The organism is Sulfitobacter sp. 1A13496, from assembly GCF_043557225.1.
GTDB lineage: Bacteria > Pseudomonadota > Alphaproteobacteria > Rhodobacterales > Rhodobacteraceae > Sulfitobacter > Sulfitobacter faviae.
Window position 1 is genome coordinate 290,489 of record NZ_JBIFFP010000001.1, and the last position, 19,211, is coordinate 309,699.

Sequence of the window (19,211 nt, forward strand, 5' to 3'; positions counted from 1 at the left end):
GGCGCGCGTTGTCTTGTCAGGTGCCGCGCGGTTTGGCGCGCAGGGTCGGGTCCGCCACCGTGGGGTCTTCGGGCCACGGATGACGCGGATACCGCCCGCGCATGTCCTTTCGCACATCGGCATAGGAGCTTGCCCAAAAGCCGGGGATATCCATCGTGACCTGCACCGGGCGCTGCGCGGGTGATAGCAGGGTGACTTGCAACGGCTGGCCGCCCACCGTCGGGTGCCGCGTCACGCCGAACATCTCCTGCAAACGCAGCGCGATGCCGGGGGTCTCTCCGCTGTAGTCGATGGCCACGCGCCGCCCGAGTGGGGTTTCAAAATGGGCAGGGGCCGAGCGGTCCAACTCTTGTTGCTGCTCCCAGCTGAGCCGGGCTTTCAGCGCCGGGGTGATGTCGAACCCTTTCCAATCCGCGCTGCTGCGCACGCCCGTCAGATGCGGCAGCAGCCAGTCTTCCAGCGTCTCCATCAGATGCGCTTCGCTGAAATCGGGGAAGGGCGCGGGCATCAGCCGGGCGCGGGCCAGAAACAGCGCCGCCGTCTTGCCGGGGTTCAGCCCCAATTGCCGCACACCGTCCAGCATCGCGACCGCCACTGCATCGGCGGGCGCATCGGGCCATGTGCGGTCCTCCAGAACCAGCGCGCCAAAGACCTCTTGCTTGCGGGTCAGCACACGCCCCTCGCGGCGCGACCATAGGCAGACATCCTGCCAGCGGATTTGATCGGCGAAGGTAGCGCGCAACTCGGCGTCCGAGATCAGCGCCGCCTGCCGGATACGCGCCTCACGCGGGTCGCCGTCAAGGTCTGTGGCCACCAAGAGCCGCGCGCCCGCCATCGGGTCGGTCTCCGGCAGCACCGCGCCTTTGCCGCCCGAGAGTACATAGCGCGGTGCCTCGCCCTTGCGGCGCAGCCCGACGCGGTCGGGGTAGGCGAGGGCCGCCAGCACGCCCAAGGAGTCCGGCCCGTCGCCCTTCGCGCCGCGTGCAAGGCGTTTCGCCTCGGCCTTGATGCGCGCTAGCGTGGGCGCATGGGGCGGCGTGGCAGTGCGTTTGCCGGCCAGCGCGTCCATCCGCTGCGCAAGGTCGACGGGTGCGCCGCGCATCGGGTCACGCTCGGCCAGAAGGGCCGCCAGCATCGGCGCGCGAGGGCCGCCGCGCGCCACCATATGCGCCAATCGTGGGTGCAGGGGGAGTTTTGCCAAGGCGCGGCCATGCTCGGTGATGCGGCCCGCAGCGTCGAGCGCGCCCAGCATCTGGAGCACCGATTGCGCCTCGGCCAGACGGCCCGCGTGGGGCGGGGTGACGAAGCTGAGATCACTCGCCTGCGCGCCCCAGAGCGCCAGTTCCAGCGCGAAACCGGTGAGGTCGCCCGCCTCGATCTCGGCCGGGGGGAAGGCCGCCAGCGCGCCTTCCTCGCCCCGGGTCCAGAGCTTGTAGGCCACCCCGGTATCCAGCCGCCCGGCACGGCCCGCGCGCTGCGTCGCCTCGGCGCGGGTCACCCGCTCGGTCACCAGCCGGGACATGCCCGAGGCGGGATCGAAGAGCGCGCGCCGCGCGCGGCCCGCGTCGACGACGATGCGGATGCCTTCGATGGTCAGGGAGGTCTCGGCGATGGAAGTCGCGAGCACCACCTTGCGGCCCGAGGGGGCGGGGGCGATGGCCGCCTGCTGGGCCTTGAAGTCGAGCGCGCCGAAGAGGGGCGCGAGGGTGCAATCTTCTGGCAGGGCGGGGCACAAAAGTGCCTCGACGCGGCGGATCTCACCCTCGCCGGGCAGGAAGACCAGCGCGGAGCCGGGCGATTCCGACAGCCCCTTTAGCGTGAGGTCGGCCACGGCGTTCTCTAGCCGTTGCTTGCCCATCGGCTTGTCGAGCCAGCGCGGCTCAACCTCGAAACTGCGCCCCTCGGAGGTCACGATCGGCGCCGCCATCAGCGCGGCTACCGGGGCGGCGTCGAGCGTGGCGGACATGGCCACCAGCATCAGGTCGTCGCGCAGCGCACCCGCGACTTCGAGCGCCAGCGCAAGCCCCAGATCGGCGTTCAGCGAGCGTTCGTGAAATTCGTCGAAGATCACCGCGCCGACGCCCGGCAGGTCGGGGTTGTCCTGCAACATGCGGGTCAGAATACCCTCGGTGACGACTTCGATGCGCGTGGATTTCGACACCGCCGAGGCGCCGCGCACGCGAAAACCGACGGTCTGGCCGGTCTCCTCGCCGAGGCTTTGGGCCATGCGCGCGGCGGCGGCGCGGGCGGCGAGGCGGCGCGGTTCCAGCATCAGGATGCGGCCTTGGGTCAGCCCGGCCTCCAGCATCGCCAGCGGCACCCGCGTCGTCTTGCCCGCGCCGGGGGGCGCTTGCAGCACGACGCGGCCCGTGTCGCGCAGGGCGGCGATTACATCCGGCAGGACGGCGTCGATGGGCAGGGCGAAATCAGCATTGGACATGGCGCGGTTATCGGGCAAAGCCGTCGCCGCGCCAAGGGTGGGGATGGACAATTCCACGCTGCCCCCGCAAAAGTTGCCCCATGGATATCGACGATCTGGCCGAAGGCATCATAGCAGGAGAGCGCCGCGCATTGGCGCGGGCGATCACCTTGGTGGAATCGGGCCGCGCCGATCACCGCGCGGCGGCGGCGGAGCTGTTGGCGAAGCTGCCCACCGACCGGCAGGCGCTGCGCATTGGCCTTTCGGGCACGCCCGGTGTGGGCAAATCCACCTTCATCGAAAGCTTCGGCATGATGCTGACGGGGCAGGGCAAACGGGTGGCGGTGCTTGCGGTGGACCCCAGTTCGGCGCGCACCGGCGGCTCGATCCTCGGTGACAAGACGCGGATGGACCGGCTGAGCCGTGATCCCAATGCCTTCATCCGGCCCTCGCCCAGCCAAACGCATCTCGGCGGCGTCGCGCGCCGCTCGCGCGAGGCGGTGCGGCTCTGCGAGGCGGCGGGCTTCGACGTGGTGCTGATCGAGACCGTGGGCGTCGGCCAGTCGGAAACCGTGGTGGCAGAGATGTCGGATGTCTTCGTGCTGCTTCTGGCACCGGCGGGCGGGGATGAGTTGCAGGGCGTGAAACGCGGCATCATGGAGATTGCCGACCTCATTGTCATCAACAAGGCCGACGGCGATCTGAAATCTACTGCCGCGCGCACCCGGGCCGACTATGCCGGTGCCCTGCGCCTGTTGCGCAAGCGGCCGCAGGACCCTGAGAGCTTTCCGCGTGCCACCGCCGTCTCGGCGTTGGAGGAAAACGGGTTGGAAGAGACTTGGGCCGCCTTGCAGGAGCTGACCGACTGGCGCCGTGAACAGGGGTTCTGGGACCGCACCCGCGCCGCACAGGCGCGCTATTGGTTCGAACAGGACGTGAAGCAGCGGCTTCTGGCGCAGCTTGAGACCCCACAGGCCAAGGACGATCTGACGCGGCTCAGCGATGCCGTGGCCGATGGCGCGCGTGATCCGGCGGAAGCGGCGGCGGAATTCGTCCGCCGCCTCAGGGCAGATTAAGACGCGTTTGCGGGTTCCGAGACGGGGAAGAGCACGTCGTAGATCCAGTTAAAGACGAAGGCGTAGATCAGGTAAAACACCGCCAAGGACACGTCGATCAAGAAGGCTTCGCGCAGGGAAATCTCAAGATACCACGCGATGAAGGGCAAGAGCACGAAGAGCAGCCCGATCTCGAAACTCACGGCATGAAGCAGGCGGATCGGCACCGTCTTTTTCACCGTGCCGCGCAACCGACGCAGGGCGTGGTCGAAGCCGAGGTTGTAGACATAGTTCCACCCCGTCGCGATGCTGGCGCTGACCACGGCGACAACGCCGATATGGCCGATGGGCTTGTCAAAGAGCCAAGCACTGGCGGGGGTGACGATCAGCAGGGCGATGATCTCAAAACTAAGGGCGTGGCGGATGCGGTCTGCGGTGCTGCGCATGGGGTGGTCCCGGTATTGGTCGGGTCGTCCCGAGTGGCTGCCCAAATGGGGGAGGTCGTCCTCGCTTGGGGCCAATATGGCGATTGACACGCGGGGTGCAAGGGGCTCAGCGGCCCGCCTTGGGATGGGCGTTGTTATAGACCTCCATCAGCCGCGCGGTATCGACGGCGGTATAGGCCTGCGTGGTCGAGAGGGAGGCATGGCCCAAAAGCTCCTGAATGGCGCGCAGATCGCCGCCCGCGTCGAGCAGATGGGTGGCAAAGCTGTGGCGCATGGCGTGGGGCGTGGCGCTGGCGGGCAGGCCCAGTTGCATCCGCGCATCGGCCATCACCTGCGCCACGGCGCGCGCGCCCAAACCACCGCCACGGATGGCGCGGAACAGCGGGGCCTGCGCCTCACGCGGGTGCGGGCAGAGGGCGAGGTAGTCTTCGACCGCGGCGCGTGCGGCGGGCAAGACCGGCACGACACGTTCCTTCCCGCCTTTGCCAAGGATGCGCAGGCTGGCGGGCAGGGGCGCATCGCCGCCTTTCAGCGCCAGCGCCTCAGAAATCCGCAGTCCGCAGCCCCAGAGCAGGGTCAGCACCGCCACGTCACGCGCGGCAACCCATGGCGCGCGGGCTTGGGTCTCGACACAGTCGATCAGCGCGCGGGCGGCGTCTTCGGCCAGCGGGCGGGGCAGTTTTTTGGTGAACTTCGGCGACCGGGCGAGCAGAACGGCAGTGGGCTCGAACCCCTCCCGCTCGGCCAGCCAGCGGTAAAAGGCTTTCACCGCCGAGAGTTTGCGCGCGACCGACCGTGACCCCGCCCCGCCGCTGCGGGTGCTGGCCATCCATGCGCGCATATCGCTGATGGTGATTTTTGCCAGCGCGCCCAGACCTTGGGTGTCGCCCTTATGCAGCGTCATGAAGGTGAGGAATTCGGTGACATCGCCCCGGTAGGCGATGATCGTATTTTCGGCCGCATCCTTCAGCGCGCTTTGGTGTTCCAACCACGTCTGAAGCGCGTCCCGCGCGGCGGGGCTGATCAGCAGCGGATTTGCCTTCTCGCTCAAGACAGCCAGCGGCGCATGGAGCGCTCCAGCACGCCGGTAAAGAAGGTGAGCAGATCGGTGCCCTGTTGCGGGCCGAACATATGCGGGTCTTCGGCGCCCATGACCAACAGGCCGGGCAGCCGTCCGGGGCCGAAGTCAAGCTTGAGACAGGCTTCGGACCGGATCCACCCCGCCTTGCTGCCATAGAGCGCTTCGGACCCGTCTTGCAGCGCGCGCAGGGTCACCTGCCGCACCATGCCGCCGCGCCCTTGGCTAAGGTAGTCGTCGATAAACCCCGGTTCGGCCACGCTGAGCACATCGCCCAAACGCTGCACCGCCGGGTCATTGTCGTTCTGGGTGGATTCCAACACCAGCCGCACCGCATCGACGCGCAGAATATCGGCCACTTCGCCGCCGAGATCGCGCAGGAAAGTCTCGAACTCCACCGGGTCGAGCATGCGCAGGATGGCGCGGTGGATCTGATTGGTCCCGGCAAGGTTTTCATAGGCCGCCGCGATGACGCTGCGGTGGGTGTCCTCCAGCCGGTCAAGACGGGTTTCCAGCCGCTCCATCGCGATGCCGCGCAGATCGACGATATTGCCGCCCATGGCCTTTTCATTGGCCGCGATCAGCGCCTGCATCACGTCGCTGTCGTCAAGAATGACATCGGGCGCTGAGATGATCGCCTCCCGCAGGGCGTCGTCGATTTTGGGGCTGCTGCTCATGGGCGTCTCTTTTTGATTTGCAGTGTCATAGCATGCTGGGGCGTCAAGATCTGCCCCCAATTGGTCACGGGTCCTGCCGCCTGCGGTCTTTGTTGCCGCCTTGCGTCAGGCCGGGATGTAGAACGAAGCCCGGCGGAACAAAAGCGGCGCAGACGTGTTGGCCCCGGTCGACGCGCGGATTTCAGCCGTAGGGCCACGCGTACCTGATCGAAGCCTGCCGCATATCCCCGGATGCGGTGGAACAGGTCTTTGCCGGGAGAGGAAATCTTACATGGAACATGTCTCTGTCGATCTTTGGGCCGCCAACCTTCAGGTCGCGCCAGACTCGCTGCAAAGCTGGCTCGCCAGTGTCGAGGCGCGCCTGCAACAGGCCGCCGCGCGTGAGGCGCAGCTTTTGGTGATGCCCGAGTTTTGCTGCGCGCAGTGGCTGAGTTTCGCCCCCGCCGAGCTGCCTGCGGAAGAGCAGCTTGGCTGGCTCGCGCAGACCGCCACGCTGGCGCTTGACCCGATGCGGCGCATGGTTGAGCAAACCGGCGTGGCCCTGCTGCCCGGCACCTTTCCCGTGGCCTTCCCTTCGGTCGATGCGCCCGAAGGTTACCTTAATCAAGCGTGGTTTCTAACCCCCGATGGCGGGCTGCAAGTGCAGAACAAGCTGAGCCTGACCCCGCTTGAGGCGAATGGCGCCAGCGGCGTGACCATCGCGGGCACGGGGATCAACTTGTTCGAGTGGAACGGGCTGCGCTGTGTCATCGCGATCTGTCTCGATGCGGAATATACCGCGCTCTGGTCCAAGCTGGGGGAGTTGAACCTCGATCTGGTGATCATTCCCGCCAAGACCGACATGATCACCGGCTATAACCGTGTGTTCAGCTGTGCGCGGGCGCGGGCGATCGAATTGCAAACCGCCGTCTGCTGTGTCGGCGCCGTCGGCGCGCCGCTGACCCCATGGCAAGAGGATACCGGCGTGGGCGGGGCGAGCGTCTATCTGCCCTGCGACGTTTCGGTGGCTTTGGACGGAATGCATGCGGCCCTGCCGCCCCAGACGGCGGCGCAGGGCATGAATTTGGTCTTGCAAGCTCATGCAATTCCCGTGGGACAGTGCCGCCGCATCCGTGCGGGTGCTGCCGAGGCCGAGGTGCGTCCGGGCCTGTGGTCGGGCGATCACCTGACGGTCGAAGGCAGTGCGGCCTAAGGCAAAGAAAAACCCCCTCCGCCACGGGCGGAAGGGGTTTGATGTTCGCAGGTTAAGGCTGGATCAGAGGATGTTCTGACCGGTCTTTTTCCAATCGGCCATGAACTGCTCCAGCCCCTTGTCGGTCAGCGGATGCGCGGCCAGTTTCTTGATCACCTCTGGCGGCGCGGTCATCACGTCGGCACCGATGCGCGCGGCGTCCAGAATGTGGTTCACGCTGCGGATGGAGGCGGCGAGGATCTGCGTCTCGAAACCGTAGTTGTCATAGATGGTGCGGATGTCTTGGATCAGGTCCATGCCATCGAGGTTGATGTCGTCAAGGCGCCCGATGAAGGGCGAGATGAAGGTCGCGCCCGCCTTGGCCGCGATCAGCGCTTGGTTCGCCGAGAAACAGAGTGTTACGTTGATCATGTGACCTTCGCCCGACAGAACCTTACAGGCTTTCAGCCCGTCCCATGTCAGCGGCAGTTTGATGGTGATGTTGTCGGCGATCTCGGCCAGTTTGCGGCCCTCGGCGATCATCGCGTCGGCTTCCAGCGCCACGACTTCGGCGGAGACGGGGCCATCGACGAGGTCACAAATCTCTTTGGTGACTTCAAGGATGTTGCGGCCCGATTTCAGGATGAGGGAGGGGTTGGTGGTCACGCCGTCGACCATGCCAAGGTCGTTGAGTTCGGCGATGGCGTCGATCTCGGCTGTATCTACGAAGAATTTCATGGGCTTTCCTTCCGGGTTGGAATGTGATCGCTATCGGGTCAATTCGTTGCCTTGGCTTTACCGCATGATCTGCGATGCTTAAAGCCTCAATTCCCCCAAGCGACACGGAGCATGCGGCAGACATGGCTGAATTCTACCACCATGGTGAGTTGTTGTCGGTGATGACCACCCAGCCTTTGGGCCGCGCGCTGGATTATCGCGCGCCTGAGGGCGGTTGCCATGCAGGGGCCTTTGTCGAGGTGCCGTTGGGGCCGCGCAAGGTGATGGGTGTGGTCTGGGGGCCGGGGGCCGGGGACTACGACATCAACAAGGTGCGCCATGTGATCCGGGTGCTCGACGCGCCGCCGATGCGCGAGGAGATGCGCGAATTTCTGCTACGGTCCGCAGCCTATACGCTGACCCCGCTGCCCGCCATGCTGCGGTTGGCGACCCGCGCGCCGGGCCTCGGCGATCCGCCCTCGATGCGCAAGATTTACCGGGCCGGCGATGGTATGCCGTCGCGCATGACCGATGCGCGGCAAAGGGTCATGGCGGTGCTGGAGGAATATGGCGATCTGGCTTTCACGCTGAAGGAGTTGTCGGAGATGGCCGGGGTGACCTCCTCGGTCGTGAAGGGCCTCGTCGACCAAGGCGCGGTGCGCGAGGAGGAAAGCCCCCGCGACCTGCCGTTCCGCCCGCTCGATCCCTCGCTGCCGGGCAAGGCGCTGACCGAGGATCAGGCCAAGGCAGCGGCGGTGCTGCGCGAGGGGATCAAGTCCGAGACCTACGGCACGACGCTTTTGCGCGGGGTCACCGGCTCGGGCAAGACGGAGGTCTATCTCGAAGCCGTGGCGGCGGCGGTGCAGGCCGGGCGGCAGGCGCTGGTGCTGCTGCCCGAGATCGCGCTGACCGAGCAGTTTTTGGAGCGTGTCGAAGAGCGTTTCGGCGCCAAGCCCGCCGAATGGCACTCGGGCGTGACCATGACCGAGCGGCGCCGCATCTGGCGCATGGTGGGGCAGGGCAACGCGCAGCTGGTGATCGGCGCGCGCTCGGCGCTGTTCCTGCCGTTTCAGAATCTCGGGCTGATCGTCGTGGATGAGGAACATGACACCTCCTACAAGCAGGAGGACGGCGTGCTCTACAATGCGCGGGACATGGCGGTGCTGCGGGCCTCGATCTGCGGCGCACAGGTGGTGCTTGCAAGCGCCACGCCGAGCCTCGAAACATGGGCCAATGCCGAGGCCGGGAAGTACCGGCGGCTGGAACTGACCTCGCGTTTCGGCCCGGCGGTGATGCCGCAGATGGGGGCGATCGACATGCGGCAGGCGGGGCTGCCGGGGGATAAATGGATTTCGGGCGAGATGAAGCGCGAGGTCGACGCGCGATTGGCGCGCGGCGAGCAGGCGATGCTCTTCATCAACCGCCGCGGCTATGCGCCGGTGACGCTTTGCCGTGCCTGTGGCGAGCAGATCGGCTGCGACCAATGCGATGCGCGGATGGTCGAACACCGGTTCCTGAAACGCCTCGTCTGCCATCAATGCGGCGAGAGTAAACCGATGCCCGAGGCCTGCCCCTCATGCGGGGTCGAAGGCAAGCTCGCGCCCGTGGGGCCGGGGGTGGAGCGTCTGGGCGAAGAAGCGGCGGCACTCTGGCCCGAGGCGCGGATCGCGACGCTGAGTTCTGACATGTACGGCTCGGCCCGCGCGCTCAAGGCCGAGATCGCAGGCATCGCCGAGGGGGCCGCGGATATCATTATCGGCACGCAGCTGGTGGCCAAGGGGCATAACTTTCCCAAGCTGACGCTGGTGGGGGTGATCGACGCCGATCTCGGACTCACCGGGTCGGACCTGCGCGCGGCGGAGCGGACCTTTCAACTGATGCGGCAGGTGGCGGGGCGTGCGGGCCGGGCCGAGGCGCCGGGCGCGGCCCTGTTGCAGACCTATCAGCCCGAGCATCCGGTGATCCGGGCCATTCTGGCGGGCGAGGAGGAGGCCTTCTGGGCCGCCGAGGCCGGGGAACGGCGGCAAGCCGGGGTGCCGCCCTATGGGCGCATGGCGGGGATCATCCTGAGCGGCAGCGACGCGGCGGCGGTGTTCGATCTGGGCAACCATCTGGCGCGGCATGACGGGCCTTTGCGTGCGGTAGGGGCGCAGGTTTTCGGCCCCGCCCCCGCGCCGATCGCCCGGGTGCGCGGGCGGCATCGGGTGCGGCTCTTGGTGAAGGCGGATAAGGGCGTGGCGTTGCAGGAGGCGCTGGGCCGCTGGGTCGGGGGGCTGCGGCTCAAGGGGGACTTGCGGCTGGCGGTGGATATCGATCCGCAGAGTTTTTATTGAGGCTGGCTGGCAGGGCATCTGCATCGAACAAAACAGCCCGGAATCAAGGCCGAAGGCCGCCGGGCAGCGCCAGACCGGTCCATGGTCTGGCGCTTTTGCTATCGGAGTGGCGGCTTGCGCATGTTTCATATGAGTTGCTGCCATAAAGTGCCCACCTGAAAGGTCGTCTGCGCCAGCCCCCGGTCTGGCACTGCCCGGCTCCTGAGCCGGATCGTCCTTTTCTCTCGCCATCCCCGGGCCTTGGGCGTAATGAAATCCCATGACCCGTTTCATCACCCTCGAAGAGGCCAAGCGCCTGCCGTTCTGGCGCCGTCCCGTAGCCCTGCTGTTCCTCATGGCGCTGGCCATGCCGATCGCCTTCAACACATGGTCGGCGTTGCTCAATAACTTCGTCATCGAGGTCGCCGATTTCGACGGGTCCGACATCGGGCTGCTGCATACGGTGCGCGAGATCCCGGGCTTCTTCGCCATCGGTGTCATCGCCATCCTGCTCTTCATGCGCGAACAGGTGCTGGGGCTGGTCGCGCTCGCGCTTCTGGGCGCGGCGACGGCGGTCACGGCCTATTTCCCCTCCATGGGCGGTATCCTGACGATCACCATGCTCAGCTCCATCGGCTTTCACTACTACGAGACGGTGAACCAGTCGCTGCAACTACAATGGCTGAAGATCGAGGACGCCCCGCGCATGATCGGCTGGCTCATGGCCGCGGGCTCGCTGGCCACGTTGGTGGCCTATCTCGCGATCATGGCGCTGTGGGAGACGCTGAGCCTCAGCTACAGCATCGTCTATATGATCGGCGGCGGTGTCACCGTCGCCATCGCACTCACCGCCATGCTGGCCTATCCGCAGTTCGAGGCACTCACGGTGCAGAACAAGAAAATGGTGCTGCGCCGCCGCTACTGGCTTTATTACGCGCTGCAATTCATGTCCGGAGCGCGGCGACAGATCTTCGTGGTCTTCGCGGGCTTCATGATGGTCGAACGCTTCGGCTTTGAGGTGCATGAGATCACCATGCTCTACCTCATCAACCTCGTCGCCAATATGCTCTTTGCCCCGCTGATGGGCCGCGCGGTGGGCCATTTCGGCGAACGCCGGACCTTGGCAGTGGAATACATCGGGCTGATCTTGGTCTTTCTGGCTTACGGCGGGGTCTATTACCTCGGCTGGGGCGTGGTGATCGCGGCGGCGCTCTATGTCATCGACCATATGTTCTTTGCCCTCGCACTGGCGTTGAAGACCTATTTTCAGAAGATCGCCGATCCGGCGGATATCGCGCCCACCGCGGCGGTGGCCTTCACCATTAACCATATCGCCGCAGTCTTTCTGCCGGTGCTTCTGGGGCTCTTGTGGCTGGCCTCGCCGGCCGCCGTGTTCTTCCTCGCCGCGGGCATGGCGGCTGTCTCGCTGATGCTGTCGCTGCTGATCCCGCGCCACCCCGCGCCGGGGCATGAGACGATCTTTCAAAGTGTCCTGCCGCAGGCCGCCGAATAAGGCGCAAAACCCAGCATGGCTTGACCCGGCGCGCGCGCGGCCCTAGGCGAAACGCAACCGCACCGCAGCAAAGGACCGCGCCATGCCCACTTTCACCGCCCTGACCACCCTCGAAGGCCGCGACCCCGCCTATGCCCTGGGCGAGGCGATGGAACGGCTGACCCCTGAGCCCACCGGCGTGGGCGTTTTCGAGGTCGAGGACGGCTCGGGCCTGTGGGAAGTCGGCGGCTATTTTGAGGAAAAGCCCGATACCGCAGCACTTGCCGTGCTGGCCAAGGCGATGGGCGCCAAGGAGTTCACCGTTTCCGAACTGCCCGAGACCGATTGGGTCGCCCATGTCCGGCGCGAGCTGGCACCGGTGGAGGCAGGCCGCTTCTTCGTCTACGGCAGCCATGACGCGGACAAGGTGCCCGAAGGCTGCGAGCCGCTGCTGATCGAGGCCGCCATGGCCTTCGGCACCGGGCACCACGGCACCACCTTGGGCTGCCTCAAGGCGCTCGACCGGCTGGCGAACGAGGGGTTCCACGGCCGCAACGTCGCCGACATCGGCTGCGGTACCGCGGTGCTGGCGATGGCCGCCGCGCGCATCTGGCCGGAGACCGTGCTGGCAAGCGACATCGACGAGGTCGCGGTCGAAGTGGCGCAGGCCAATGTCGATGCCAACGGGCTAACGGGCCGCGTGACCTGCGTGGAGGCCGCGGGTTTCGACCATCCCGCGTTGGCCGAAGCCGCGCCTTTCGATCTGGTCTTTGCCAATATCCTCAAAGGACCGCTGGTGGCGCTGGCCCCCGACATGGCGGCGGCGCTCCAACCCGGCGGCTATGCGATTCTCTCCGGCCTGCTGAACGAACAGGCGGAAGAGGTCATCGAGGTTTATGCACAATCCGGCATCAATCTGGTCCAACGCGAGAGCATTGGTGACTGGACGACACTAACGCTTCAAACGAAAGTATAATTCACGCCTCATTTTCGTTGCATTCGACCCTTTTGCCTCTTTGTTGCCACATTTGGACTTTATTCAAATTGGCAGCAAACGGTGGGGGCCGGATTGCTACGGAGGCTGTGATGGCTGAAGGACACGCTCAATTCGCGAAACGGATCGAACTTCTGGGGCGCAAGCATCGGAAGCTGGAACGAGGATATGTCACCCGCGTCGGACGCGATGGGTTGATCTCTGTCTTGCCGAAACGCGCCCGCCGGGGCTGCCCGATGACAGGGCTTTTCCTGATCGTTCTGGTGTTTTTCGGCTTCAAAGCCTTCACCCTCGCCGCGATCGGCCCGGTGACCTATAACGAACGCCTCTCGCGCCTCGCCAATGGGTCGAACCTTGAGCAGATCGGCGCCAAGATGATGGCCATCGACCCGGTGACCCAGACATTGGCCGAGCTGACCGGCCCGATCATGCGGTAACGTGGCACCGCCCATCGCGTAAAGAAAAAGCCGTAGCGGAGGCTCTCCGCTACGGCTTTTCTAATGGGGCTGATGCATATCCCGTAGGGTCAACGCACGAAGTGGTTCTGCGCCACAAGGTCGATGTCGCCCCGGATCAAGCCGATGTCTTGCAACTCGAGATCGCTCAGGTCCGACAGCGCCTTGTGGGTGGCGCGGCTGTCTTGCCAAGCTTCGACCGCGGCGAAGAAGGCGCCGAAAAAGCCAAGGATACGTGTGACGGCCGAGGGGGAGCCGTAAGCGGTGCGGGTGGTGTCGAAAGCTGCCATGGGGCCGTCCTTTGTTTGATCTCAGGTTGCGTCGGCAGGGGGGCGGGATGGCTTTCCTTACCGAACGGAATTTTCGGCAAGTATGCCCGAAATTCGCCCCGCGCAATCCCTCAAAAACGACAGTGAGGCTTGCGTTTTTTGCATGGGTCGAAAATAGGGTTAACTCACTCTCATTACGGGAAAAATTCACCGCCCGGCATGTCGGTTTTGAACCATGGAGAGGCGCAATTCGACACCGCGGTTCAAAAGCGACAGAGCGCCTGTCGCAAAGCGCCCGCCGCGCATGAGGGCTTTGCGATGTTCGCCTTTCGTGCTAGTGCACCAGAAAAGCAACAATTTTATCGAGGGGCAGAGATGATACGGGTGATCGGCATAGATCCGGGGCTGCGCAATCTGGGCTGGGGCGTGATCGACGTCTCGGGCAGCCGAATCGCCCATGTGGCCAATGGCATCTGTCACTCCGAAGGCGACGACCTTGGCGCGCGGCTCTTGTCCTTGCATGGGCAGCTTACGCGCGTGCTGACGGCATGGCGGCCCCAAGCGGCAGCGGTTGAGCAGACCTTCGTGAACAAGGATGGCGCCGGGACGCTGAAACTGGGGCAGGCGCGGGGCATCGCCATGCTGGTGCCCGCGCAGTTTGGTTTGACGGTGGGCGAATATGCCCCCAACAAGGTCAAGAAAACCGTGGTCGGCGTCGGCCATGCGGATAAGGGGCAGGTGGCGCATATGGTTAAGATGCAGATGCCGGGGATCGAGATTGCGGGGCCGGATGCCGCCGACGCGCTGGCCATCGCGATTTGCCACGCGCATCACGGCGGGGCGAGCACGCTGGCGCAGGCGGTGGCGAGGGCAAGCGCATGATCGGCAAGCTTTCGGGCCGCATCGACTACCGCGCGGCAGATCACGTGCTGATCGACGTGCGCGGGGTGGGTTACCTCGTCTATGTCTCCGACCGAACCATGGCAGCACTCCCGGGCGTGGGCGAGGCGGTGGCGCTTTATACCGACCTCGTGGTGCGCGAGGACCTGATGCAGCTCTTTGGCTTCCAGACGCTGGTGGAGAAGGAATGGCACCGGCTACTGACCTCGGTGCAGGGGGTGGGGGCCAAGGCCTCGCTCGCGATCCTCGGCACGCTGGGACCGGATGGCGTGAGCCGCGCCATCGCGCTTGGTGACTGGAACGCGGTGAAGGCCGCGAAGGGCATCGGCCCGAAGATCGCGCAGCGCGTGGTGCTGGACCTCAAGGACAAGGCGCCCGGCGTCATGGCGATGACCGGCACCGTGGCCGACGCCATGGGCGAGACTGAGGCCGCCGCCGACGAGGCGGTGATTGAAGCTGCCGCCCCGCGCCCCGCGCCGAAACCTGCCGCCCCCAATGCCTCTGCCCAGTCCGAGGCGCTTTCGGCGCTCGGTAACCTCGGCTATGCCCCGGGCGATGCGGCGGGCGCCGTGGCGCAGGCGGCAGGCGAGACGCCCGAGGCCGATACCAAGGCGCTCATTCGCGCGGCGCTCAAGCTGCTGGCGCCGAAGGGGTGAGCACGAATGCGCGCGGCGGTTGGTGCGTGAACCTTCCGCTGGAAGAACCACGCACCCTACGGCATAACGAGGCCCTATGACCGACATCGACCCCACCGTGCGGCCCGACCCGCTGCCCGAAGATACCGACCGCGCGCTGCGGCCGCAGATGCTCAGCGAATTCGTTGGGCAGGCGGAGGCGCGGGCGAACCTGTCGGTCTTCATCCAGTCGGCCCGCCAGCGCGGCGAGGCGATGGATCACACGCTGTTTCACGGGCCGCCGGGCTTGGGCAAGACGACACTGGCGCAGATCATGGCGCGCGAGCTTGGCGTCGGCTTTCGCATGACCTCCGGCCCGGTGCTGGCCAAGGCCGGGGACCTCGCCGCGATCCTCACCAATCTTGAGGCCCGCGACGTGCTCTTCATCGACGAGATCCACCGGCTGAACGCCTCGGTCGAAGAGGTGCTCTACCCCGCGATGGAGGATTTCGAGCTCGATCTGGTGATCGGCGAAGGCCCCGCCGCGCGCACCGTGCGGATCGAGTTGCAGCCCTTCACGCTGGTTGGCGCCACCACCCGCATGGGGCTGCTGACCACGCCGCTGCGCGACCGTTTCGGCATCCCGACGCGGCTGCAGTTCTACACCGAGGACGAACTCTACATCATCGTCGACCGCAATGCCCGCAAACTCGGCGCCCCGGCGGACGAGGGCGGCGCGCGCGAGATCGCAAAGCGCGCCCGGGGCACACCGCGCATCGCCGGACGCCTGCTGCGCCGCGTCGTGGATTTCGCGGTCGTCGAGGGCGATGGCCGCGTGACGCGCGAGTTGGCCGACATGGCGCTCACGCGGCTGGGGGTCGACCACCTCGGCCTCGACGGCGCCGACCGGCGATACCTGCGCTTGATGGCCGAAAATTATCAGGGCGGCCCGGTGGGGATCGAGACGCTCTCGGCCGCGCTATCGGAAAGCCGCGATGCGCTGGAAGAGGTGATCGAACCCTTCCTGTTGCAGCAAGGCCTGATCCAGCGTACCCCGCGCGGCAGAATGTTGGCCGCCAAGGCTTGGAGCCATCTCGGGATGGCCGCGCCCAAGGGGCAGAGCGACCTGTTTGGCTGACCCGGACGGAGAGACGCATGACAATGACCGCAGAAGAAATCGAAAAATTGTTCACCCGTCGCGACGGGCAGTTCGCCTTTGCCCGTTGGGGCCGCCCCATCGCGCCGGTGGTCTTTGGCGTCGAGGAAGAGGCCCTGCCGGTGATCAAGGGCGCGCTCGAGGCGGTGGCCCAGCTTGCCGGTCACGAGATGGCCGAGACCGATCCCGATTTGGGCAGCAACGTCATGATGTTCTTCTTCGCCGATTGGGCCGAGCTTCTCGACGTGCCGGGGATGGACGGCCTCGTGCCGGATCTCGCGCAGCAGGTCGACCGGCTGCAGGCCGCGGGGGCCAACCAATACCGCTTCTTCCGCTTCGAGGAGAACGGCGCGATCAAGGCGGCATTCGTCTTCCTGCGCATGGACGAAAGTCTGCAGGAGATGTCCGCGCAGGTGCTGGCGCTGAGCCAAGCGGTGCAGATCATCCTGCTCTGGTCCGAGGACGCCTTTCAGGAGAAATCCCCCTTGGCGTTGGCCGATGAGGCGCTGGTGCTGCGCCCCGAGGTGGCAGATGTGATCCGCGCGGCCTATGACCCGGTGATGCCCCCAGCGGCGACCGACGCGAGCCACGCGCTGCGTCTGGCCGCAAGGGTGCAGGTAGCGTCATGAGCCATGTCTTCCCGGTCCGCATCTTCTACGAAGACACCGACATGGCCGGCATCGTCTATTACGCCAACTACCTGCGCTACATCGAACGCGCGCGCTCGGACATCGTGGAGCAGATGGGCCTCGACCAGCGCGCCATGCGCGACGAGGGGCTGGTCTTTGCCGTAAGCCGGGTAGAAGCCGATTATATCGGTGCCGCGCGTTTCGGCGACCGGCTCGAGGTGCACACCACCCATCATGCCGAAGGGCGCGTCCGCTGGGTCTTCGATCAGGACGTTCTGCGCGATGGCAAGGTAATCTTCCGCGCCAAGGTCACCGCCGTCTGCATGACGCCGGAGGGGCGGCCCACGCGACTTCCAGCGGAACTTCGCTTGTCAGGCCCGGATCAAACCCGGCCCATACCATAATTCTGGCAATCCCGGTTGCAGTCCGCTAGCTTTGCGCCAAATTGAGGCCGGAAATTCGGCCCGAGAGGCAGATTGCCCCTGAAGGGGTGGCAGGAAAGAGCATAGGCAAATGGAAGCAGAAACGCTGGCATTGGCACAGGGGATGGATTTTTCCCTGTGGGGGTTGTTCGCGAAGGCAACGCTGACCGTCAAACTCGTCATGATCATGTTGATCGGGGCGTCCTTCTGGTCCTGGTCGATCATCATTCAGAAAACCATCCAGTACCGCAAAGCCCGCGCCGAGGCGGCGCAGTTCGATCAGGCCTTCTGGTCAGGCGAGCCGCTGGACGGGCTTTTCGACTCCATCGGCGCGGACCCTGATGGACCTTCGGAGAAGATTTTCGCCGCCGGCATGTCGGAATGGCGCCGCTCGCACCGCGAGGACGGCGCGCTGATCCCCGGTGCCACCGCGCGGATCGACCGCTCGATGGACGTAGCCATCGCGAAGGAGGCCGAGCGTCTGCAAAAAGGCCTGCCGGTGCTTGCGACCGTGGGTTCCACCGCGCCCTTCGTCGGCCTTTTCGGCACCGTCTTCGGCATCATGAACTCCTTCATCGAGATCGCGGCCCAGCAGAACACCAACCTCGCCGTCGTGGCCCCGGGCATCGCCGAGGCGCTTCTGGCGACCGGCATCGGCCTTCTCGCCGCGATCCCGGCGGTGGTCTTCTACAACAAGCTGAGCGCCGACAGTGACCGGATCCTCGGCACCTACGAGGCCTTCTCGGATGAATTCGCCACCATCCTCAGCCGCCAGTTGGACAGCTAAGCCATGGGTGCGGGTGTCATGAAAAAACAAGGCGGCAAGGGGCGGCGGCGCGGCCGCGCCCAGCCGATGGCCGAGATCAACGTCACGCCCTTCGTCGACGTGATGCTGGTGCTGCTGATCATCTTCATGGTCGCGGCCCCGCTCTTGACTGTCGGCGTGCCGGTGGAACTGCCCAAGACCGCCGCCACGGCCCTGCCGGCCGAGCAGGAAGAGCCGCTGACCGTCACCGTCACCGCCCAAGGCGCGGTGCAGATCCAGACCACCGACACGCCGCGCGATCAGCTGGTGACCAAGCTGCGCGCCATCGCGGCAGAGCGCGCCAGCGACCGGGTCTTCCTGCGCGCCGATGGCGCGGTGCCCTATGCGCAGGTCATGGAGGTCATGGGCGCGCTCAACGCGGGCGGATTTTCCAACATCGGTCTAGTGACCGACATCGGCGGCCCGGCGATGGACGGCAGCGACACGTCGGGTGGCTGAGCGGTGCATACCGGGCATTACATATCAGGTGCCGGGCATCTGGGTCTTATCGGCTGGCTTTTGTTCGGGAACATTTTCACCTCCGAGCCGGACCCGGTTGAGATGACCGAGGTCTCGGTGATCTCGGCGGCGGAATATGACGCGCTCGTCGCGGCCCAGCAGCCGCCCGCTTCGACCACCGAGGTGGCCCAGCCCGCATTGCCCGCGCCGAGCGAGGAGGCGCCCGAGGTCACCGCCGAGCCGGATGCCGAGATCGTACAGCCCGAGCCGGTGCAGACCGAAACCCCGCCCGAGGACACGCCGCCCGAGGTGACCGAGCTGGAACTGCCGCCGCAGACCGAAGTGGACGACAGCGCGCCCGAACTCAACGAACCCATCGGCGACACCGCCGTGCTGGTGCCCGAGATCGCCCCCGAGGCCCGCCCCCGCGAGGCCCCGCGCGTGGCGCCCGAGCCCGTGGCCCCGCCCGAGCCCGAAGCGCGCCCCGACCTTGACGAACAGCCCGCCGTCGCGCCCGAACCCGAGGCCGAGCCGGAAGTTGTCGTCGAAGAAGAGCCGCAAGAGGCGCAGACGCCTGAGGACAGCACGACCGAGATCGTGACCGAGGCCGATCAGGCCCCGGCGGCCTCGGCCCGCCCGCCCGGTCGCCGTCCGGCCCCGCCGCCGCCCGTCGAGGTGGCCGAGGCCCCGGAGGAACCCGAGGAGACGCCCGCGCCGGAGCCCGCCGAGGAACCTGCGCAGGACACGACCGAAGACGCCATCGCCGATGCGCTGAGCGAAGTCCTCGGCCAGCCGGAGGCCGAGGCCCCGGTGCCGAGCGGCCCGCCGCTGTCCTCGGGCGAGCGCGAGAGCCTGCGCGTCGCGGTTTCCGCCTGCTGGAACATCGGCGCGCTGTCGACCGAAGCGGCGCGGACCACGGTGATCGTGGGGCTGCAGATGAATCAGGACGGCACGCCGGTAATCGGGTCGATCCGGATGCTCAGCGCCTCGGGCGGTGGCGATGCCGCAGCAAGGCAGGCCTTCGAGGCGGCCAAACGTGCAATCATCCGCTGCGGCAGCCGCGGCTACGACCTGCCACAAGAAAAATACAGCCAGTGGCAAGACATCGAGATGACATTCGATCCAATGAGGAGCCGATAAC

20 protein-coding genes are annotated in these 19,211 nt (G+C 66.1%); 14 read left to right on the plus strand and 6 right to left on the minus strand.

Annotated features, from left to right (window positions below; genetic code table 11):
- Positions 1-16: 16 nt before the first annotated feature.
- Positions 17-2,440 (minus strand): ATP-dependent helicase HrpB, encoded by a 2,424-nt coding sequence (hrpB, locus tag ACGYLX_RS01465; RefSeq protein WP_394448068.1) that lies wholly within the window; start codon positions 2,438-2,440, stop codon positions 17-19.
- Positions 2,441-2,520: 80 nt separating this feature from the next.
- Here hrpB and meaB point away from each other — a divergent pair, with 80 nt between their 5' ends.
- Entirely contained in the window at positions 2,521-3,495 is a 975-nt protein-coding gene (meaB, locus tag ACGYLX_RS01470; protein ID WP_394446967.1) for a methylmalonyl Co-A mutase-associated GTPase MeaB, read from the plus strand.
- Here the strand turns inward: meaB and ACGYLX_RS01475 are convergent.
- The 3 genes from ACGYLX_RS01475 to ACGYLX_RS01485 all read right to left on the minus strand — a co-directional run bounded on the left by ACGYLX_RS01475 (position 3,492) and on the right by ACGYLX_RS01485 (position 5,675).
- Positions 3,492-3,920, minus strand: coding sequence for a PACE efflux transporter (locus tag ACGYLX_RS01475; protein ID WP_394446968.1), 429 nt, complete (start codon positions 3,918-3,920; stop codon positions 3,492-3,494). The genes meaB and ACGYLX_RS01475 overlap by 4 nt on opposite strands.
- A gap of 106 nt (positions 3,921-4,026) precedes the next feature.
- Positions 4,027-4,971, minus strand: a complete 945-nt coding sequence (locus ACGYLX_RS01480) for a tyrosine recombinase XerC (protein WP_394446969.1) — start codon at positions 4,969-4,971, stop codon at positions 4,027-4,029.
- Positions 4,968-5,675, minus strand: coding sequence for a DUF484 family protein (locus tag ACGYLX_RS01485; protein WP_067263525.1), 708 nt, complete (start codon positions 5,673-5,675; stop codon positions 4,968-4,970). Before ACGYLX_RS01485 ends, ACGYLX_RS01480 begins: the two co-directional genes overlap by 4 nt.
- Before the next feature lie 271 nt (positions 5,676-5,946).
- On the opposite strand from ACGYLX_RS01485, the gene ACGYLX_RS01490 reads away from it, so the two are divergent.
- Positions 5,947-6,867 carry a nitrilase-related carbon-nitrogen hydrolase gene (locus tag ACGYLX_RS01490; RefSeq protein WP_394446970.1) on the plus strand — a complete coding sequence of 307 codons (921 nt, stop codon included), beginning with the start codon at positions 5,947-5,949 and terminating at the stop codon, positions 6,865-6,867.
- 63 nt (positions 6,868-6,930) lie between these two features.
- Here ACGYLX_RS01490 and fsa read toward each other — a convergent pair whose 3' ends face one another.
- Complete coding sequence (fsa, locus tag ACGYLX_RS01495) at positions 6,931-7,584, minus strand: fructose-6-phosphate aldolase (protein WP_067263530.1); 654 nt, start codon at positions 7,582-7,584, stop codon at positions 6,931-6,933.
- Between the two features lie 122 nt (positions 7,585-7,706).
- Between fsa and ACGYLX_RS01500 the strand changes: the two genes are divergently transcribed.
- The 4 genes from ACGYLX_RS01500 (at position 7,707) to ACGYLX_RS01515 (ending at position 12,798) form a co-directional block, all read left to right on the plus strand.
- On the plus strand, positions 7,707-9,896 hold the full coding sequence (locus ACGYLX_RS01500; RefSeq protein ID WP_394446971.1) for a primosomal protein N': 2,190 nt from the start codon (positions 7,707-7,709) through the stop codon (positions 9,894-9,896).
- Positions 9,897-10,155: 259 nt separating this feature from the next.
- Positions 10,156-11,388 (plus strand): MFS transporter, encoded by a 1,233-nt coding sequence (locus tag ACGYLX_RS01505; RefSeq protein ID WP_394446972.1) that lies wholly within the window; start codon positions 10,156-10,158, stop codon positions 11,386-11,388.
- An 82-nt stretch (positions 11,389-11,470) separates the two neighbouring features.
- Positions 11,471-12,343, plus strand: a complete 873-nt coding sequence (locus ACGYLX_RS01510; RefSeq protein WP_394446973.1) for a 50S ribosomal protein L11 methyltransferase — start codon at positions 11,471-11,473, stop codon at positions 12,341-12,343.
- A 110-nt stretch (positions 12,344-12,453) separates the two neighbouring features.
- Positions 12,454-12,798 carry a hypothetical protein gene (locus ACGYLX_RS01515; RefSeq protein ID WP_394446974.1) on the plus strand — a complete coding sequence of 115 codons (345 nt, stop codon included), beginning with the start codon at positions 12,454-12,456 and terminating at the stop codon, positions 12,796-12,798.
- 89 nt (positions 12,799-12,887) lie between these two features.
- On the opposite strand, the gene ACGYLX_RS01520 is transcribed toward ACGYLX_RS01515, so the two are convergent.
- A complete protein-coding gene (locus ACGYLX_RS01520) occupies positions 12,888-13,106 on the minus strand; it encodes a DUF1127 domain-containing protein (RefSeq protein ID WP_394446975.1) in 219 nt (72 codons plus the stop codon).
- A gap of 354 nt (positions 13,107-13,460) precedes the next feature.
- Here ACGYLX_RS01520 and ruvC point away from each other — a divergent pair, with 354 nt between their 5' ends.
- The 8 genes from ruvC (at position 13,461) to ACGYLX_RS01560 (ending at position 19,210) form a co-directional block, all read left to right on the plus strand.
- Positions 13,461-13,967, plus strand: a complete 507-nt coding sequence (gene ruvC, locus ACGYLX_RS01525) for a crossover junction endodeoxyribonuclease RuvC (RefSeq protein ID WP_067263543.1) — start codon at positions 13,461-13,463, stop codon at positions 13,965-13,967.
- The gene (gene ruvA / locus ACGYLX_RS01530; RefSeq protein WP_067263546.1) at positions 13,964-14,641 is read left to right on the plus strand and encodes a Holliday junction branch migration protein RuvA; all 678 of its coding nucleotides are present in this window, start codon (positions 13,964-13,966) and stop codon (positions 14,639-14,641) included. Before ruvC ends, ruvA begins: the two co-directional genes overlap by 4 nt.
- 76 nt (positions 14,642-14,717) lie before the next feature.
- Positions 14,718-15,737 (plus strand): Holliday junction branch migration DNA helicase RuvB, encoded by a 1,020-nt coding sequence (gene ruvB / locus ACGYLX_RS01535; RefSeq protein ID WP_394446976.1) that lies wholly within the window; start codon positions 14,718-14,720, stop codon positions 15,735-15,737.
- 23 nt (positions 15,738-15,760) lie between these two features.
- On the plus strand, positions 15,761-16,384 hold the full coding sequence (locus ACGYLX_RS01540; RefSeq protein WP_394448069.1) for a hypothetical protein: 624 nt from the start codon (positions 15,761-15,763) through the stop codon (positions 16,382-16,384).
- Positions 16,381-16,788 carry a YbgC/FadM family acyl-CoA thioesterase gene (locus ACGYLX_RS01545; protein ID WP_394446977.1) on the plus strand — a complete coding sequence of 136 codons (408 nt, stop codon included), beginning with the start codon at positions 16,381-16,383 and terminating at the stop codon, positions 16,786-16,788. Before ACGYLX_RS01540 ends, ACGYLX_RS01545 begins: the two co-directional genes overlap by 4 nt.
- Positions 16,789-16,897: 109 nt before the next feature.
- Positions 16,898-17,593: a protein TolQ gene (tolQ, locus tag ACGYLX_RS01550; protein ID WP_394446978.1), complete on the plus strand. Its 696-nt coding sequence runs from the start codon at positions 16,898-16,900 to the stop codon at positions 17,591-17,593.
- Positions 17,594-17,596: 3 nt separating this feature from the next.
- Positions 17,597-18,070 (plus strand): protein TolR, encoded by a 474-nt coding sequence (gene tolR / locus ACGYLX_RS01555; protein ID WP_209218187.1) that lies wholly within the window; start codon positions 17,597-17,599, stop codon positions 18,068-18,070.
- Positions 18,071-18,073: 3 nt separating this feature from the next.
- Positions 18,074-19,210, plus strand: coding sequence for an energy transducer TonB (locus ACGYLX_RS01560; protein ID WP_394446979.1), 1,137 nt, complete (start codon positions 18,074-18,076; stop codon positions 19,208-19,210).
- The last annotated feature ends 1 nt before the right edge of the window (position 19,211 follow it).

Coding starts and splice junctions, on each gene's coding strand:
- hrpB (WP_394448068.1), bottom strand. CDS start 2,440: ATGTCCAATGCTGATTTCGCCCTGCCCATCGACGCCGTCCTGCCGGAT.
- meaB (WP_394446967.1), top strand. CDS start 2,521: ATGGATATCGACGATCTGGCCGAAGGCATCATAGCAGGAGAGCGCCGC.
- ACGYLX_RS01475 (WP_394446968.1), bottom strand. CDS start 3,920: ATGCGCAGCACCGCAGACCGCATCCGCCACGCCCTTAGTTTTGAGATC.
- ACGYLX_RS01485 (WP_067263525.1), bottom strand. CDS start 5,675: ATGAGCAGCAGCCCCAAAATCGACGACGCCCTGCGGGAGGCGATCATC.
- ACGYLX_RS01490 (WP_394446970.1), top strand. CDS start 5,947: ATGGAACATGTCTCTGTCGATCTTTGGGCCGCCAACCTTCAGGTCGCG.
- fsa (WP_067263530.1), bottom strand. CDS start 7,584: ATGAAATTCTTCGTAGATACAGCCGAGATCGACGCCATCGCCGAACTC.
- ACGYLX_RS01500 (WP_394446971.1), top strand. CDS start 7,707: ATGGCTGAATTCTACCACCATGGTGAGTTGTTGTCGGTGATGACCACC.
- ACGYLX_RS01505 (WP_394446972.1), top strand. CDS start 10,156: ATGACCCGTTTCATCACCCTCGAAGAGGCCAAGCGCCTGCCGTTCTGG.
- ACGYLX_RS01510 (WP_394446973.1), top strand. CDS start 11,471: ATGCCCACTTTCACCGCCCTGACCACCCTCGAAGGCCGCGACCCCGCC.
- ACGYLX_RS01515 (WP_394446974.1), top strand. CDS start 12,454: ATGGCTGAAGGACACGCTCAATTCGCGAAACGGATCGAACTTCTGGGG.
- ACGYLX_RS01520 (WP_394446975.1), bottom strand. CDS start 13,106: ATGGCAGCTTTCGACACCACCCGCACCGCTTACGGCTCCCCCTCGGCC.
- ruvC (WP_067263543.1), top strand. CDS start 13,461: ATGATACGGGTGATCGGCATAGATCCGGGGCTGCGCAATCTGGGCTGG.
- ruvA (WP_067263546.1), top strand. CDS start 13,964: ATGATCGGCAAGCTTTCGGGCCGCATCGACTACCGCGCGGCAGATCAC.
- ruvB (WP_394446976.1), top strand. CDS start 14,718: ATGACCGACATCGACCCCACCGTGCGGCCCGACCCGCTGCCCGAAGAT.
- ACGYLX_RS01540 (WP_394448069.1), top strand. CDS start 15,761: ATGACCGCAGAAGAAATCGAAAAATTGTTCACCCGTCGCGACGGGCAG.
- ACGYLX_RS01545 (WP_394446977.1), top strand. CDS start 16,381: ATGAGCCATGTCTTCCCGGTCCGCATCTTCTACGAAGACACCGACATG.
- tolQ (WP_394446978.1), top strand. CDS start 16,898: ATGGAAGCAGAAACGCTGGCATTGGCACAGGGGATGGATTTTTCCCTG.
- tolR (WP_209218187.1), top strand. CDS start 17,597: ATGGGTGCGGGTGTCATGAAAAAACAAGGCGGCAAGGGGCGGCGGCGC.